This is a genomic window from Agaricicola taiwanensis (assembly GCF_014635245.1).
Taxonomy (GTDB): Bacteria; Pseudomonadota; Alphaproteobacteria; order Rhizobiales; family Methylopilaceae; genus Agaricicola; species Agaricicola taiwanensis.
Genome location: NZ_BMCP01000006.1, coordinates 41,691 through 58,071 on the forward strand (window position 1 = coordinate 41,691; position 16,381 = coordinate 58,071).

The following is a 16,381-nucleotide window of genomic DNA, read 5'->3' on the forward strand; positions in this document are numbered from 1 at the left end:
ACTAAGCGGCAGTACCCTGCCTACCGGACAACGGCGCGGGAAACCCTCACCTCACCTCGTAATGGATGGGCTTGAAGGTCCCGCCATTGCTTGCAGGCGCCGAGCACGCGGTCAGGCCCACCACCAGGTCCATATGCGCCTTGAACACGATGCGGTCGCCGGCCTTGCTCAAGGGCGGAAGCACCTTGAACTTTCCCGTCGCACCGTCCACAGGGACGTTCATGAAGCAGTTGAAGGCCACCGGGATGGCGTCTTCCTCGATGCCATAGGGCTTGAGGGCGGCCGCAAGGTTGCCATGGCAGCCCTGATGGGGCGGCTCGTTGTCATAGCACATCCGGAAGGTCGCCTCGCTGCAGGGCGTCAGCAGGAAGTCGTGCCGGCCCACCGTATCCTCGAGGATCTCGAGCATGACGTTCGACCGGTTGGAATAGAGCTTGTCGCCGGTGGTCAGGTAGATCCGCTCGGCATAATCAAGCGTGCGTCCTGACGACAGCATCTCGCGCACATCCGCGCGGGAAATCGTCAGCAGGTCCGCCACCTGCCCGCCCAGCGCATCGATCACGGTCAGCTCCTGCCCCGCCTTCATCTCGAAGGCAACGCCACTGCGCGGCGGGATCACGGCGGTGTGGTCGCAGACCGTGGGTGCGTTCATGTCAGGTCCTTGATCTTGGTGAGTTCTCGTGGAAGGGCCGGAGCGTCAGGGCGCGCGAAGGGGCACGTCCATTCCTCCGAAACCGCGCGGCCGCTGTATTGCCGCGCCTCCGAGATCGTGCCGTGCCGCGCCAGCATGGGGTTCGCGTCACCGGCCAGCTTGATATCGCGGTCGATGATCGCGCTGCGCAGCTTTTCGTAGCGGTTCTGGCTGCGCAAAGTTTCGAACTGGTCGTGCAGGTTGAACACCATGGTGGGATGCGCGAAGCGCCGCGCCGGGCGGCTGGCGTTGGGGTGAAGGCCGACAACGAAGAAAGCCTCGCCGCCGAAGCTCAGCGAGAAGTGCGGATCATCCGGATCCTGGCTCACCCGGGGGTCATGCTTCTGCCCGCGCCAGACATCCTTGTCGGCCAGCGACTGGATGCGTTCCCAAAGCCCCCGCTCGAAGTCCTTCTCGCTCAGATCGAGCGGCCCTTCGAAGACGACGGCAAAGCTGGTGAAGAGCGTCGGGTCCTGCGCGTAGCGCCAGGCAAAGCGCATCAGATGGTCCTGGATCTCCACATCATTCCAGGCGCTGTCGATGCTGCGCGCCGTATAGACGGTCAGCGCGCCCTTCTGCACGGCGGATTTGGCGCCGACACAGGGAAAGTCCTGGCCAAGAATGAAGTCTCTTAAGTCTGCTTCCAAGGCAGGCATTGAGGCGCTGTCAGGTCTGATCGGCATTCCGTACTCCACCGGGAGTCGGAAAACTCAAGATCGGCGTTGTTGTTCCGCGAGCGCGCTGCCTGGGGCCCTGCCGCCGCTGGGGCTCGCGGCCCCGACTGCTGGGCCTCAGCTCCGCAGTCCCGGCGCCTCCTGGCCCGTGCGCTCGACATATTCGGTATAGCCGCCGCCGAAGAGATGCGGGCCTTCAGGCGTCAGCTCAAGCACGCGGTTGGAGAGCGCCGCCAGAAAGTGGCGGTCATGGCTCACGAAAAGCATAGAGCCTTCGAAGCGCTGGAGCGCCTCGACCAGCATCTGCTTGGTGGCGATATCGAGATGGTTGGTGGGCTCGTCCAGCACCAGGAAGTTCGGCGGGTCGAACAGCATCTTCGCCATGACCAGCCGCGCCTTCTCGCCGCCTGACAGCACGCGGCACCTCTTCTCGATCTCATCGCCCGAAAAGCCGAAGCAGCCCGCCAAGGCACGCAACGAGGCCTGTCCGGCCAGCGGAAAGCTGTCTTCCAGCGACTGCAGCACCGTGCGGTCGGCGTCCAGCAGCTCCATGGCGTGCTGCGAGAAATAGCCCATCTTGACACTGGGGCCCCGCGTCACCGTGCCGGCATCGGGCTCGGACGCGCCGGCGATCAGCTTGAGCAAGGTCGACTTGCCCGCGCCGTTGACGCCCATCACGCACCAGCGCTCGCGCCGCCGCACCTGGAAGTCGAGACCGTCGTAGATGATGCGGTCGCCATAGCTTTTGTGCACGCCCTTGACCGTCGCGACGTCTTCGCCCGAACGCGGTGCCGGCTGGAACTCGAAGCGCACCGTCTGCTGGCGCTTCGGCGGCTGGACGCGCTCGATCTTGTCGAGCTTCTTGACCCGGCTCTGCACCTGCGCGGCGTGGCTGGCGCGCGCCTTGAAGCGCTCGATGAAGGCCACTTCCTTGGCCAGCATGGCCTGCTGGCGCTCGAACTGCGCCTGCTGCTGCGCCTCGGCAATGGCGCGCTGCTGGCGATAGAACTCGTAGTTGCCTGAATAGGACGTCAGCGCGCCGCCGTCGATCTCGACGATCTTGTTGATGACGCGGTCCATGAATTCGCGATCGTGCGAGGTCATCAGCAGGGCGCCGTCGAAGCCTTTGAGGAAGCCTTCGAGCCAGATCAGACTCTCAAGATCGAGATGGTTGGACGGCTCGTCCAGCAGCATGATATCGGGGCGCATCAGCAGGATCTTCGCCAGCGCCACACGCATCTTCCAGCCGCCGGACAGCTTGGCCACATCGCCATCCATCATCGCCTGGCTGAAGCCGAGGCCATCAAGCACTTCGCGGGCACGCCCATCCAGCGCATAGCCGTCGAGTTCGTCGTAGCGGCCCTGCACCTCGCCGTAGCGGGTGATGATCTCGTCCATCTCGTCGGCGCGATCAGGATCGGCCATGGCCGTTTCCAGCTCCGCCATCTCGGCGGCCAGGGCGCCGATCGGTCCAACGCCGTCCATGACCTCGACCACCGCGCTGCGTCCCGCCATGTCGCCGACATCCTGGCTGAAGTAGCCGATGGTCACGCCACGATCGACCGCGACCTGGCCCTCGTCAGGCATGTCCTCCCCGGTGATCATGCGAAACAGCGTCGTCTTGCCGGCACCATTGGGGCCGACAAGGCCGATCTTCTCGCCCCGCTGAAGCGCCGCCGACGCCTCGATGAAGACGATCTGGTTGCCGTTCTGCTTGCCGATGCTTTCGAGGCGGATCATGCGGAATTCCGGGTCAGTGCGATGATGGAGCCGCCTCAAACCATCCCACCCGCCGCCACGCAAGGGGCCGCAGCGTCACATGTTGGTTCTGGCGGCGAATGTTGGCCATCCAAGTCCCATTCGTTTCCAGGCTCACATTGAGCGCCGCCGCCGGACATGCGCCCATGGAGCCGAAGACCCTCAACGCCCTGATCGCCACGATTGAAAGGTCAAGCAAAACGGCAACTTCGGCTAGCCGAAGCCGTCACAGCGGAAATCTGCGGTAGTGACCAACGCCATCTGCCGCTGGGCCACCTCGACTATGTCACACGAGACGTCGTCTTCTTCATCATCATCGGGCGGCTTCCTCATTATGTCGATCCGCGCCAGCTCCGCCTAAGCCAAGGGCCTCAGCGGCACGCTGGACACGCTCAGCGAGCAGCCTCACGGCTGGGTCCTGCTGGCGCTGACGGCCGCAGGCCTCTTCGGCATCGCTTAGTCCCGCTACCGCCACATCGACGCGCCTGACGCAGGCGACATGAAGCGCGCGGCGACGCGGCATGTAAGGGGGGCGGTCGTGAGGAGGTTGTAAGGGTGGCCGCACAACGAACGTGGAACCGTCGTCTGAGTTTCTTTCGCCTTGCATAATCTAAAATCTCATGAGGCAGCCTGGTCTCCGATCTTAGAAAAGGCGCCCAGCAGGCTTCCGATGGCCATCTTCAACGCAGCTATCATTTGTCGCCTTGGTTCTTGAGGCTATTACGAGCAGTAGCGGAATACGCACCGCGCCGAGTTTTTGTGTTACCAGGCTAGCATCAACTCCGTTGAGGATGCTGAGCCAGAAAATTTGTTAGCCGATCAGACAAGAACGGGTCGCGGATCTCGCATTCCCAAACAGTCATCACGTTCCAGCCGGCCCCGGCCAGGGCCGCGACATCCCTCAAATCGCGCTGCCGATTCCCCTCGATCTTTGGCAACCAGTAGTCTTGGTGGGAGTCGGGCTTGCGTGTTCCCGTTTTGCAGTTATGGCCATGCCAAAAGCAGCCATGCACGAAAATAGCTTTCTTCCACTTGATAAAAGCGATGTCGGGCCGCCCGGGAAGATCTGGTCTATGGAGCCGATAGCCAACGAAGCCAGCGCGTCGCAGTAGCGCCCGCACCGCGAGTTCCGGCTTGGTGTTCTTCGAGCGGATCGCTCGCATGTTGGCACTTCGCCGGTTCGGGCTGATTTTGTCCATAATAGCTAACGTTGGCGCGCTGTTTCTAGTTCACGGGTTGGACCCGCCGGGGGCGCGATCTTTGTCCAACCTTGTGCAGACCTGAAATGAACAGCCCTCACCTTTTGTTGGCGTTCCTGCAATAATTCGGCTAGTTAATCGTCGAGCATCGAGTCTGGAACAGGGATGGCTGAATTGCTGCTGAGCCTTTTCTGTGGCGCTGGGGGACTGGACCTAGGTTTTGAGCAGGCGGGCTTTGAGATCGGTCTCGCCTTCGACAAGAAGGCTGACAGCGTCGCGTCTTACAATCGGAACCGGTTGTCACAGAGGGGGCATCTGCGCGACGTCAACCTCATAACGCTAGAAATGCTCGATGAGCTTTATGGCGCTAGGTTTGCGCCAACAGGTGTAATTGGCGGACCTCCCTGTCAAAGCTTTAGCCAGGCAAATCGATCAATCGCCGATTCTGACCCGCGCCATCGACTCCCGCTGGTTTACGCCGCCTTGCTGCGCGCCCTCAATGAGCGTAGTCCGGTCAAGTTCTTCGTTATGGAGAATGTTAAGGGCTTGCGCAGCGGGACGCACTCCCATCGTCTAACGCATTTCAAGAAGTCGCTATCTGACGCCGGATTCCATATTTCTGAGCAACTGCTGAACGCTGTTGATTTCGAGGTTCCGCAAAACAGGCAGCGGCTGTTTATCGTAGGGATCAACAAGCAGCTTTTCGGCGAGATAGACTGGCCGTCTCCAGATACGACGACTCAAAAACCCGAGAGTGTGACCGTTAGATCGGCTATCTGGGGTCTTCCGGAACCGTGGCACTTCAGCCGAGCCGGCATCCCGGAGATCTGTGAGCACCATGTCAACCATTGGTGCATGGCGCCAAAGTCGGCAAGGTTCGCGGACGGCTCGCTGAAACCTGGCGACACAAGCTATCGAAGCTTCAAGACGCTGGCTTGGGATAGGCCAAGCATCACCGTTGCTTATGGGCACCGCGAGGTTCATGTGCACCCTAGTGGAAAGCGCCGCCTGAGCGTCTATGAGGGAATGCGGTTGCAAGGCTTCCCGCATGAGTATGAGCTTACCGGTTCGCTGTCATCGCAGATCGACCAGGTAAGCGAGGCCGTGCCGCCACCGATGGCGAAGGCTGTTGGCCAGTCCATCTCGGCACTCATAACGCAGCTTGAGAGGCGCGCCGCAGCATGAAGCGCTCATTCGCTCTCTCCTCCATTCATATCGAGCATACCGCTCCATGACGACGGGTTCGAACAGCGGCGGCAGACCCTACGCGGACGGCCAAAACTCGGACCGACCAGGCGTTCTTGAAGCAGAAAAGCGCTTCACGGAGGACATGATCAAGTCACGGACGACCGGCGAGCCAGCTGAAACCGTCTTGAAGACTGATGACCGTGTTCTCGCAAGGATAACCGACGGCATATATCGCCAGCCATCGTCAGCGCTGCGCGAACTCATCTCGAATGCATACGATGCTGACGCAACGGAAGTGTTCATCGAGACGGACTCTCCACGCTATTCTCAGATAGAAGTCCGCGACAACGGCATCGGCATGGACGAGGAGGCGCTTTCGCGTCTCATTCACCACATAGGCGGTAGCACGAAGCGGACGAGTCTCGGAAAGGATATGGGCACGACCGCAGCAGACAATGCGGGGCTGTCGCCCGCTGGACGCAAGCTGATTGGGAAGATCGGCATAGGCTTGTTCTCCGTTAGTCAGCTGACTTCGCACTTTCAAATAATTACGAAGCGAAAAGGGGCGGATCATCGCTTGTTCGCGGATGTGATCCTGCGCACTTATCTTGAGGATGAGGAAGAGGCTGCAGCGGACCGGCCGTTTGAAACTGGCACCGTTCGAGTGGTGAGCGTGCCGGCGGAAGATATCAAGGCGCACGGGACGCAGATCATCCTGCGGCAAATCCACCCTCGCGCGCGTAATATCCTGCGGAGTAGGGAACGGTGGGAGAGCTACTATGAGCAACTGGAGCTGCCAGAGAAGGATCGAGATCCTGCTGTCACTGCGCCAGTGTTTCACTCAGGAAACCTTGCTCAGGAGCCTGATCCAGACGACAAACAACTGGTTTTCCAGGACGGGCCCGCGATGCCGTGGAAGGATATCGCTAAGCCAACGCCGCTTCAAAAGTTCGAAGCGCTCCGGACGGCACTTGCCGGCCAAGTGGGCAGCGCTTCAGATCGGCCCGAAGTTGCTCGGACATTCGACAACTATTTAGCGCTGCTGTGGACGCTCAGTCTGTCAGCTCCGGTCCCGTATCTTGATGGGCATCCATTCGACCTCACCAGTTTGGATGATCCCGTGGCGTTCATGATTACGAACGCTCGAGGTCAAGCTCAAAAGCTTGACCTCGAAGGGGGCCAGAAGATCCGCGAAGCGGCGGGGCTTACTGCGCACGACACCGCGGCGGGCGGCGGCTTCAAAGTCTTCGTTGATGCTATCGAACTGAGGCGACCAATAACGTTTGAATGGTGGCCATCCGAACGGCAGGCCGTTCAGCATCCGATGATGTTCGTGGGAAAATATACACCTGATCTGTCAAAAGTGCCGGCTTCTATTCGCGGCGGAGAGCTTTCCTTCGAGGCGTATCTTTTCTGGAACTCAAAAATCGTTCCAAAAGAAAATAATGGCGTTCTCGTCCGCATTAACGGCGCGAGCGGAGCCCTATTCGACGACACTTTTATGAAATACCAGGTGTCAGAGCAAACGCGGCTCCGGCAGATTACGGCCGAAATCTTTGTGTCGAAAGGCCTCGACGCCGCTCTCAACATCGACCGCGAATCCTTCAACTTCGCCCATCCGCACTACGCCTTGGTGAGTAAATGGCTACACCGGGCGCTACGCCAGGTCGCCAACACGCAAAAGGCGGTGAGCGGAGCTATTCGAGAGGCCGAGGCTGAGGTCAGACAGGAGGAGACCGGCGCTCGACTCGGCCAATACGCCTCGGACGCGTGGCGAGCTGCTAGGCGTGAAAGCACTGAGCGCCCTCCGCCAGTTGAAATGGCGAGTAACGCAGCTGCGGCAGCTGAACGTCGGCAGCAGGGTGTCATCGCGTTCGACCGCAGCAAGCTTTCGGCGGTAAAGCCTGTCGCAGGAAAGGCGCGCGATGTCACCGAGCGTGAGCAGAAGCTCAAGGCGATTGCTACGATCCTCGACGGTTTTGGGATCTTCGACAACATGGCGTACGAGGACCAGCACCGGCTGATGAACGCGATCCTTGCGGTCTTCTTCGACGATGGAAAAAGATGACCGACGACGAGCTGCCGACAGAGGAAGAACTGGACATTTATCAGTCGGAGCCCGCTCATACGCTTGCGCCCGACAAGCTCAAGACGGACTTCAAAGCCTGGCATCACCCCCGGAAACAATACGTGCGAATTGAGCAATGGTGTGCGGAGGTGCGCAAGCTCATCCCGGCGCTGGGCCTTTCTCTAGGTGATCCATTTAAGTATCTTACTCTTCCGGGGAATGAACTGCTTGACGTTCGCGCGCTGAATGGCGTCTGCGACCGGGCGGGCGTTAAGCTGCGCTATCTCGGGTTCAACAGCGTCGGTGCGCAGACACCAGAGGCCGTGGAGCTTGCGCTTTCACAAAGCGAGGTGCGCTCACTTTCGTCGATCGATGAGCATTCGAAGGTGCTCGACTATCGGCTCGAAGCAATTGCCAACCGCCGGAGCCCAGCCCACGAGGTGACGATGAGAGCCGGGCCCTTTCACGCAATCAACCTCGATTTGTGCGAATCGATCGCGTTCCGGGAGATTGGCCATCGCAAGGGCAGCTCTCTTGAAGCAGCGGGTAAGCTACTTGAGCTTCAGCTTCAATCGGCGAAGCCGTGGCTTTTGTTCATCACCACGAAGGCGCAGCCGGACCTCATCGCGGACTTCGCGCGCGATGGCTTCATGCACGCGCTTGATGCCAACTCAAGAGCCAGCGAGGCATTCAAAGCCAAACTCATCGAGATGCTCGCATCGAAGATTGAGGAACTTGATACCGATATACGGTCAGCTTGGACTCGCCAGGATGTGCGTTTCTTAAAGTTGTTCAGCGCAGGCTTAGGCAAGTGGATGCTTGGGATCTTAGCAAGAGCTTCGCCACCGCGCGGCATCAGCCTTCTCAGCGGCTGTTACTATCAATCCGGCACGAGTGGCCCTAACATGCTCTCACTAGCCTTCCGGTGTGATGGTGCGGTTCAGGTGCTGCAAGATCCTACCGCCATCCTGCCCGCGCCAGAGGAGGCGGCGCGTGCGACGGAGGTGGAGGCGGCTCTCGCGCTTGCCGACACCGCTATTGCAATGTTCGATCTTGATGCGCACGTGCGCCAGAGTGAGGTCCTTGAGAAACTGGTCGACAAATCCGGTCGACTTCTCGCGTCTGCACGTTTCGGCGAAGATGCTTATCGAAGTTGGGCGTATTCGCTATACCAATCCTGACGTCGCAGATTTCCCTCGCCGGTGCAGTCGCTCGCCCTTGCCGGCGAACGCGTGAGCTTGAGCCAGCTAGGTTCCCGGCACGGACTGATTTTCTACTTCGGGTGGCCAACGATCGTGGCGATGGTACTGCCGCCTAGTGGACTGAGCAAAAGAGCAAGAACAGCGAATTTCGTCGCAGACGTCAGCCTCCGCCAGAAAGCCATACGCTCATGCTCAGGAAGACGATTCGCTTCAACAGCGCCGTTCGGCAACTTCACGTCAGCAATCACCGAAGCAACCCATCATCCTCAAACTCGTCCCAGCTCTCCAGCCTCGGCCGCGGCGCCTCATCTCCCGCGCCGCCAGAAGAAGCCACCCCCGCCCTCTCCTTCTTCTTCGACCGCGTCAGCTTGGCCTTCCACGCGGCGCGGCGCCTGTTTTCGGCCGCGGCGATGGCGTCGTCTTCGCGCCAGACCGACATCAGGTCCCGGTCGAGGATGTCCTCCACCTGCCGTGGGTCGAAGACATGGAAGGTGATCTGCCTCGCGCGGCCGCGCAGCCGCACTGTGCGCGTGCCGGCGCTCGGCAGGCGGCCGTCCTTCAGCCACTTGTGCCGTTCGGCGGCGGAAATGGAGAGGATGTCCTCGATCTCGCGCGGGATGAGGGGCAGGTTTTCGATGCCCTCAAGCATGCGGGACACGATGGCCGAAACGTTGCGAAGCTCGGCCTCGGCGTTGTCATCCCTGTGCAGCACCAGCATGCTGCCGTCGGTCTCGAGCGACTTCCGCGCTCCCCAGGGTAGATGAGCGCGGATCTCGAGCAGGATGCCCTTGGCGCGGATGGATGAGCCGAGCGTGGCGACAGCGGACAAGGGCCACTGCGCAACGATCTCCCGTTCCAGAACTTTTGTCGGCCTGCGCACCATGGGCGTGAAATGGCGCGCCGTGCCCGTGCGTTCAAGGCAAGGAGACGGCACGGCCTCCCATCATCTGGGCGCATCGGCCCACATGATCGGGCTGCAGCCAATCAGGCGCCGGCAGGTGCCGTCGTCATGGGAACGCCGTCCTCGATCTCGCAGCCGAGGCGCGTCAGCGTTGCGTCCACCCAGCGGCGGTCGTTGCGGCCGGCGTGGATGTTCTCCATCTGGCGCGTCTCGGCCTCATGCTTCTTCAGCGCCGCCTCATAGATGGCGGGCACATCGTCATGGGCCACGGCCAGCACGCCGTCGGCATCGCCGCAGATGAGATCGCCGGGCTCGACCACCATGCCGTTGATGGCAATCGGCACGTTCACCTCACCCGGGCCGTCCTTGTAGGGGCCGAGGTGGGTGACGCCGGAGGCGAAGACGGGGAAGGAGCCTTCCGACAGTTCCTCGCTGTCGCGGATGGCGCCGAAGATGACGATGCCGCCGAGGCCGCGCTGCGCCGCATGGGCCACCATGAGCTCGCCGATGATGGCGTTGGTGAGATCGCCGCCCGCGTCCACCACCACGATGTCTCCGGGCTCGGCGATATCGAGCGCCTTGTGGACCATGAGGTTGTCGCCGGGCCGCGTCTTCACCGTGATGGCCGGACCGACCATGCGGGGGCCCGTGTAATAGGCGTGGATCCCTGCCCCGCCCGCCGTAAGCCGGGACATCACATCGCTGATGTTGGCCACCGGCAGCGCGCGGAACTTGTCGAACCAGACAGCATCGACCCTGCGGCTGATCGCACGAACCCGGAAACCGATCATGGCATTCACTCCTCGTTTGGAGCGCCGCATCCGCGGCCGCTCTTTGTCCTTCAAAGGTCTTGCCGGCGCGCTGAGCGCCGGAACGTCACATCCGCATGCCGAAATCCGCCACCTGCTCGGCGATCGACAGGATGCTGGGCAGCACCGGAAGCTGATCGTTCTTGCGGAAAAAGGCGTAATAGGTGACCGGCGGCAGCGGCGGGTGCACCGGCACGATGCGCAGCCGCCCGTCCTTCACCAGAGGCTCGAAATAGAGCCTGGGCAGATAGCTGAGGCCAAGACCGTAGATGGTGAGCTGCGCCACCATGCCGAGGCTGTTGCAGGTCAGGACCTGCTGCAGCTCAAAGCCCTGGTCGCGGAACCAGGACTGGTAGAGTTGCGTCAGCGCGGAAGCGGCCGGCTGTACGATGACGGGCAGGCGCGAGACATCCGCCGGCGACAGTTCCTTGGTCTCGACCTGGAAACCGGGGCTGGCCATCCAGACGTTCTCGACCGATCCGATCAGCCGGGAATCAAAGGTCGGGCTGGCAAAGGGGCCCGGCATGATGGCGATGTCGATCTCGTTGCGGCCGAGACGCTCGTAGAGGCGGATGCCGCCGTCGATCTCGGGCTCCACCTGCACCTTGGGAAACTGCAGCCGGATGCTCTGGATCAGCATGGGCAGCCATGTCAGGCCCACAAGATCGGTGGCGCCGATGCGTACCCGGCCTTCGAAGCCGGACTTGTCGGCCAGCGCGTGCACCACCTTCATGTGCAGGTCGAGCATCTCCTGCCCATAGGTCAGCAGGCGTTGGCCGACTTCGGTCAGCTGCAGGGTCTTCGATTTGCGCTCGAACAGCGGCGCGCCGACAAATCCCTCAAGCTCGGCCACGCGCTTGGCCACCGTCGACTGGGTGGTGAAGAGCTGTTTGGAGGCGGCCGCGAAGCTGCCGAGCGTGGCGCTCCAGCAAAAGGCTTCCATCTGTTTGATGGTGTACATCGGCGGCGCCCTCGATCCCCTCAGTGCCTCGGCAGGATATCGGCCAGGAAGCGGCGCACGCGCGGATGATCGGGGTTTTCAAAAAAGGCATCCGGCGCCGCGTCCACCACGATCTGCCCCTCGTCCATGAAGACGACGCGGTCGCAGACATCGCGGGCAAAGCCCATCTCGTGGGTCACGCAGATCATGGTGATGCCCTCGCGCGCCAGCGACCTCATCACCTGCAGCACCTCGCCCACCATTTCAGGATCGAGCGCGCTGGTCGGCTCGTCGAACAGCATGACCGGCGGGTTGAGCGCCAGCGCCCGGGCGATGGCCACGCGCTGCTGCTGGCCGCCCGAGAGAAAGCCGGGGAAGGCATCGGCCTTGGCCGCCAGCCCCACCCGCTCCAGAAGCTCGCGGGCGAAGGCCTCGGCCTCCCCGCGCGGCCGCTTCTGGATCTTCAGCGGCGCGAAGGTGACATTGTCCAGCACGCTCATATGGGGAAACAGGTTGAACTGCTGGAACACGAAGCCGATGCGCTGGCGGAAGGCGTTGACATCCAGCGAGGGCGCATAGATGTCCTGGCCATCGAGGTAGATCTTGCCCTTCTGGATCGGCTCCAGCCGGTTCACCGTGCGGATGAGCGTGGACTTGCCAGACCCCGACGGCCCGCAGACGACCACGACCTCGCCTTTCGCGACCTCGAAGTTGATGTTCTTGAGCACGTGGTTGTCGCCGTACCATTTGTCGACGGCGTCGAACCGGACCATGGGGGTGCTGCCTGGCACCGTGTCAGACATGTCAGATCAGTCCTCTTCTTCTGCGGATGGCCGCCTCGATCCGCCCCAGCACCTGGGTGAGCGAGAAGCACAGAACGAAATAGATGCAGGCCAGGATGGTGAAGACCTGCAGTGGCTGCGTCAGCACCAGGTTGTTGACCTGATTGGCGGCAAAGGTGAGTTCGTTGACGCTGATGACGTAGCCCAGCGAGGTTTCCTTGATGGTGGAGACGAACTGGCTGGCCATGCCGGGGAGCACGTTGAAGAGCGCCTGCGGCAGCACCACCGAACGCATGGTGAGCGCGTAGCTGCCGCCCAGCGAGCGGGAGGCCTCCAGCTGCCCTTTCGGAATGGCCTGAATGCCCGAACGCACCACTTCCGAGAGATAGGCGGCCTCATAGATGGTGAGGGCGCAGACCAGGGTCCAGAAACCGCTGACGGCATAGCCGGTGGCGAGCGGAATGGCGAAGTAGCACCAGAAGATGAGCATCAGCAGCGGGATGCCGCGAACGAAGTTCACCACGGTGCCGCTGACGATCCGCAGCGCCTTCCACGGCGACACCCGCGCCAGCGCGAACAGCACCGCGATGGGAAAGGAGGCGAGAAGGCCGCAGAAGGCCAGGATGATCGTCATGGCCAGGCCGCCGAGCGGCCCGTTGGGATATTGGCCGATCAGGAACGTCAGCCAGTACTCACGGATGAGATCGATCATGCGCGCCTCCCGTTGCTCACGCTGACACGGGCGTTGAGCCAGGAGCCGAAAGCGGTGATGAGGAATGTGCCCATGAGATAAAGCACCGTCGCAATGCCGAAGACCGTGAAGGTCTGGAAGGTCTCGTTCTCGATCTCGCGGGTCTGATAGGTCAGTTCCGCCACGCCGATCGCCATGGCGACGCTGGTGTTCTTGAACAGGAGCAGCGCGCGGCCGATCAGGGGTGGCAGCGATATCCGCAGCGCCTGCGGCACGATGATGTAGCGCATGGACTGGATATAGCCGCAGCCAAGCGCGGTGGCGGCCTCGAACTGCGTGTGCGGGATGGCGCGCAGCCCGCTGCGGATGTCCTCCGACACATAGGCTGACGACCCAAGGCCAAGCGCGATCGCGGCGAGGCTGAACTCCGCCCCATGATCGTAAAGCCAGAACCGGATCGGCTCCGGCAGCACCTCGGGCACGGCGAAATACCAGAACAGCACATGCACCAGCAGCGGCACATTGCGATGGTAGGCCACGAAGATATCGACGGCCCACCGGAGCGGCGCGATGTTGGCCGCCCGGACCGTCACGAGGATCAGCGCCACCGTGAAGGAAAGCACCCAGGAGGCAGCGAACAGGAAGACCGTGGTCCGCAGACCCCAGAGCAGCTGTTCGATCTGGTCAGGTGAGAGGAAGGTCATTGCGGTTCCAGAAATGGCGGGGGCATTCCTGCCCCCGCTCGGCACGGATTATCCGTCAGCTGGCCGGAAGCGGCTCGATCACGAACGAGCGCTTCAGCTTGTAGGCGGTATCGGGTCCGAACCACTTGTTGAACAGCTTCTCGGCCTCGCCCGACTTCTCCGCCTCGTCGAGCGCCTCGTTGACGGCGGCCAGGAAGGCCCCCTCACCCTTGCGGACGCCAAGGCCCCAGGGCTCCTCCATCACGGCCTTTTCCAGGATGCGGGTGGGTCGGCCCTCGGGGCTTTCATTGACGAGGCGCACAAGCACCAGCTCGGAGGCGAACTGCGCATCGACCTTGCGCTGCTGCAGCGAAAGGAAGGTGGCCGGGCTGTCGGCGTAGCCGATCACGCGGGAATCGGGGAGACGGTTCTTGATCTCGCGCTCGGAGCTTGAGCCCTTCGTCGCGCCGATCCGCTTGCCCTTGAGGTCCTCGATGGTCTGGATGTCGGAGCTGTCGAGCACCAGCAGCTTCTGCGGCGTCACGTAATATTTGTGGCTGAAGTCGATCTGCCCGGCGCGATCCGGTGACCAGCCCAGGTTGGCGGCGACGATGTCGACGCGGCCGCCGTTCAGCTCGGGGATGCGTGCCGCGACCGAGAGCAGCTTGTATTCGACCTTCACGCCGATCTTGTCGGCCACCAGCTTGCAGATATCGACGTCATAGCCGACCAACTGGCGGGAATCGTCCTGGAAGCTGAAAGGCTGCGAGGTGCCGAGCGTGCCGCAGACCAGCTGGCCGCGGCTTTTGACGTCGTCCAGAAGATCTGCCTTGGCCGGCACGGCGGCGAGCGCCAGCGGCAAGGCAAATGCCAGTATGTTCCATTTGTTTTTCATCATGCCTCTGTTCCCTTCTCCTTGGGTCAATTTTTTACGCGAGCGCCAGGCAGACATCGCGAATGGCCTCGCAGCCCTGCCGCACATCGTCGTTGGATGCCGCGAAGGACACGCGGAAAGTACTTGCGATGCCATAGGATGAACCATCGATCAGCGCTACGCCGGCTTGGCTCAGTATATGCTGCACCAGATCAACATCGCTTGAGATCACCTCGCCCGACGGCGTCTTCTTGCCGATCAGGGCCGAGCAGTCAGGAAAAACATAGAAGGCCCCGTCAGGCACAACGATGCCGAGGCCGGGAACGTCCGAGAGAATGGCAACGGCAAGATCACGTCGTTCCTTGAAGACGGCGGTAAAGCGATCCACGCAATCCTGCGGCCCCGTGAGAGCTGCGAGCGCGGCCACCTGACCGATGGTCGAGGCACCGGATGTGCTCTGCGATTGCACCACCGCCATGGCCTTGATGAGATCCTTCGGTCCGGCGCCGTAACCGATCCGCCAGCCGGTCATGGCATAGGCCTTGGAGACGCCGTTGACGACCAATGTCCGGTCGGCGAGATCAGGAGCCACCTGGAGAAGATGCGGCGCGTTCTGCCCGCCGAAGCTCAGACGGGCATAGATGTCGTCGGTCATGACCCAGACGTGCGGGTGAGCCCGCAGCACGCCCGCCATCTCCCGCAGCTCCTCCGCGCTGTAGAGCGCGCCCGAGGGATTGCTGGGCGAATTCAGCATCAGCCATTTGGTCTTGGGCGAGATCGCCCGTTCCAGCACCTCGGCTATCAGCTTATAGGCCTCTGACGAACTGGTGCCGGCAAACACCGGCGTCCCGCCCGCCAGTTCCACCATATCGGGATAGGATACCCAGTAAGGCGTCGGGACGATCACCTCGTCGCCAGCCTCAAGAGAGGCCGCCAACCCATTGTACAGAACCTGCTTGGCGCCGGTGCTGACGATGATCTGGTCGACGGGATAGGACTGGCCGACATCGGCCTGGAGCCGCTGCTGGACGGCCCTGCGCAGCGCCAGCGTCCCTTGGGAAAGGGGATATTTTGTATCGCCTCGGTCGATGGCCTCCCGGGCGGCCTGACGGATATGATCCGGTGTCGGAAAATCCGGCTCGCCCACGGTTAGGTCGATGATGCGGCGCCCCTGTTCGCGCAGGTTGGCGACGATGGCGCGCGCGGCGACGCTTGGCGACAGCTTGACCTGACGCAGCTTGGCGGACACGACACTCATGCCGCAAGCCCCAGCACGATCTTTTGTCGCGAAGAGCATCCAACCACACATGCCGCATCGTGCGGGACACCAGATGCAGACCAGCCAATGCGCGAATTATATTGCGATATGTCCTGCACTGTCCCAGCCACCTGTTGATCTAATCTGCAACGCCGAAGGCGAAAACCGTATAAATCCGCCACCATGCCGGCGTTATGCGCGCGAGATCGCGGAAAGAACCCCACTGGCCTATCGATCTCTTTTTGTTTTCGACACGCCGGACCCATTGGAATTATTTTCAGCAGCGTTTTGATTACAGATCAAACGATATATTCGCGCAGGGACTCGCGAAAAAAATTCGCGCGCAAATCACGCCTCGCAAACGCGATCGCTATTTTCGCCCGCGTGTCGGCGCATGAAAATCCGGGTCCTTGCCTGCGATCCACTTCAGGAAGGTCCTGATCTCCGCTTGCTCCCTGACCTCCACGCCCTCGTCCGCCATGCGCGCAAGCTTCGCATTGGTGAAGCTGGCATGAATGGTGCGGTGGCAGATGGGATGCACCGGCACCACCTCGCGCCCGCCGCGGCTCTTCGGCCGCGGATGATGCCACTCCACCCGCGCCCCGAGAGGCCGGTGACACAGCCAGCACCTGACAACCTCCTCAGGCGGGAGCTTCGGCACCG

At 61.8% G+C, this 16,381-nt stretch carries 16 protein-coding genes and 1 pseudogene; 4 read left to right on the forward strand and 13 right to left on the reverse strand.

What is annotated here, in order from left to right; all coding sequences use genetic code 11:
- Positions 1-46: 46 nt before the first annotated feature.
- The 3 genes from IEV58_RS16350 to IEV58_RS16360 form a co-directional block, all read right to left on the reverse strand.
- Positions 47-652 carry a DUF1989 domain-containing protein gene (locus IEV58_RS16350; protein WP_188410894.1) on the reverse strand — a complete coding sequence of 202 codons (606 nt, stop codon included), beginning with the start codon at positions 650-652 and terminating at the stop codon, positions 47-49.
- Positions 649-1,374, reverse strand: a complete 726-nt coding sequence (gntA, locus tag IEV58_RS16355; protein WP_188410895.1) for a guanitoxin biosynthesis heme-dependent pre-guanitoxin N-hydroxylase GntA — start codon at positions 1,372-1,374, stop codon at positions 649-651. Before gntA ends, IEV58_RS16350 begins: the two co-directional genes overlap by 4 nt.
- A 108-nt stretch (positions 1,375-1,482) precedes the next feature.
- Positions 1,483-3,105: an ABC-F family ATP-binding cassette domain-containing protein gene (locus IEV58_RS16360; protein WP_188410896.1), complete on the reverse strand. Its 1,623-nt coding sequence runs from the start codon at positions 3,103-3,105 to the stop codon at positions 1,483-1,485.
- A gap of 391 nt (positions 3,106-3,496) precedes the next feature.
- Here IEV58_RS16360 and IEV58_RS18450 point away from each other — a divergent pair.
- Positions 3,497-3,583 (forward strand): annotated as a pseudogene (locus tag IEV58_RS18450) (hypothetical protein); the annotation flags it as partial.
- A gap of 316 nt (positions 3,584-3,899) precedes the next feature.
- On the opposite strand, the gene IEV58_RS16370 reads toward IEV58_RS18450, so the two are convergent.
- Positions 3,900-4,322 carry a very short patch repair endonuclease gene (locus IEV58_RS16370; RefSeq protein ID WP_188410897.1) on the reverse strand — a complete coding sequence of 141 codons (423 nt, stop codon included), beginning with the start codon at positions 4,320-4,322 and terminating at the stop codon, positions 3,900-3,902.
- Positions 4,323-4,487: 165 nt separating this feature from the next.
- On the opposite strand from IEV58_RS16370, the gene IEV58_RS16375 reads away from it, so the two are divergent.
- The 3 genes from IEV58_RS16375 to IEV58_RS16385 are packed head-to-tail and all read left to right on the forward strand — an operon-like array spanning position 4,488 to position 8,759.
- Positions 4,488-5,507 carry a DNA cytosine methyltransferase gene (locus IEV58_RS16375; protein ID WP_188410898.1) on the forward strand — a complete coding sequence of 340 codons (1,020 nt, stop codon included), beginning with the start codon at positions 4,488-4,490 and terminating at the stop codon, positions 5,505-5,507.
- A gap of 46 nt (positions 5,508-5,553) precedes the next feature.
- Positions 5,554-7,578, forward strand: a complete 2,025-nt coding sequence (locus IEV58_RS16380; protein ID WP_188410899.1) for an ATP-binding protein — start codon at positions 5,554-5,556, stop codon at positions 7,576-7,578.
- Positions 7,575-8,759 (forward strand): PP_RS20740 family protein, encoded by a 1,185-nt coding sequence (locus tag IEV58_RS16385; RefSeq protein ID WP_188410900.1) that lies wholly within the window; start codon positions 7,575-7,577, stop codon positions 8,757-8,759. Before IEV58_RS16380 ends, IEV58_RS16385 begins: the two co-directional genes overlap by 4 nt.
- A gap of 265 nt (positions 8,760-9,024) precedes the next feature.
- On the opposite strand, the gene IEV58_RS16390 is transcribed toward IEV58_RS16385, so the two are convergent.
- From IEV58_RS16390 to IEV58_RS16430, 9 genes are all read right to left on the reverse strand, one after another.
- Complete coding sequence (locus IEV58_RS16390; RefSeq protein ID WP_229729541.1) at positions 9,025-9,714, reverse strand: hypothetical protein; 690 nt, start codon at positions 9,712-9,714, stop codon at positions 9,025-9,027.
- 50 nt (positions 9,715-9,764) lie between these two features.
- Positions 9,765-10,472 carry an RraA family protein gene (locus IEV58_RS16395; RefSeq protein ID WP_188410901.1) on the reverse strand — a complete coding sequence of 236 codons (708 nt, stop codon included), beginning with the start codon at positions 10,470-10,472 and terminating at the stop codon, positions 9,765-9,767.
- Between the two features lie 85 nt (positions 10,473-10,557).
- Positions 10,558-11,451: a LysR family transcriptional regulator gene (locus IEV58_RS16400; RefSeq protein ID WP_188410902.1), complete on the reverse strand. Its 894-nt coding sequence runs from the start codon at positions 11,449-11,451 to the stop codon at positions 10,558-10,560.
- A 20-nt stretch (positions 11,452-11,471) separates the two neighbouring features.
- Positions 11,472-12,233, reverse strand: coding sequence for an amino acid ABC transporter ATP-binding protein (locus IEV58_RS16405; RefSeq protein ID WP_308791262.1), 762 nt, complete (start codon positions 12,231-12,233; stop codon positions 11,472-11,474).
- A 1-nt stretch (position 12,234) separates the two neighbouring features.
- Entirely contained in the window at positions 12,235-12,924 is a 690-nt protein-coding gene (locus IEV58_RS16410) for an amino acid ABC transporter permease (RefSeq protein WP_188410903.1), read from the reverse strand.
- Positions 12,921-13,607 carry an amino acid ABC transporter permease gene (locus IEV58_RS16415; RefSeq protein WP_188410904.1) on the reverse strand — a complete coding sequence of 229 codons (687 nt, stop codon included), beginning with the start codon at positions 13,605-13,607 and terminating at the stop codon, positions 12,921-12,923. The genes IEV58_RS16410 and IEV58_RS16415 overlap by 4 nt, the downstream gene beginning before the upstream one ends.
- A gap of 55 nt (positions 13,608-13,662) precedes the next feature.
- On the reverse strand, positions 13,663-14,484 hold the full coding sequence (locus IEV58_RS16420; protein WP_188410905.1) for an ABC transporter substrate-binding protein: 822 nt from the start codon (positions 14,482-14,484) through the stop codon (positions 13,663-13,665).
- Positions 14,485-14,515: 31 nt separating this feature from the next.
- Positions 14,516-15,718 (reverse strand): aminotransferase class I/II-fold pyridoxal phosphate-dependent enzyme, encoded by a 1,203-nt coding sequence (locus IEV58_RS16425; RefSeq protein WP_188410906.1) that lies wholly within the window; start codon positions 15,716-15,718, stop codon positions 14,516-14,518.
- A gap of 370 nt (positions 15,719-16,088) precedes the next feature.
- Positions 16,089-16,379 carry an HNH endonuclease gene (locus IEV58_RS16430; protein ID WP_188410907.1) on the reverse strand — a complete coding sequence of 97 codons (291 nt, stop codon included), beginning with the start codon at positions 16,377-16,379 and terminating at the stop codon, positions 16,089-16,091.
- Positions 16,380-16,381 lie beyond the last annotated feature (2 nt).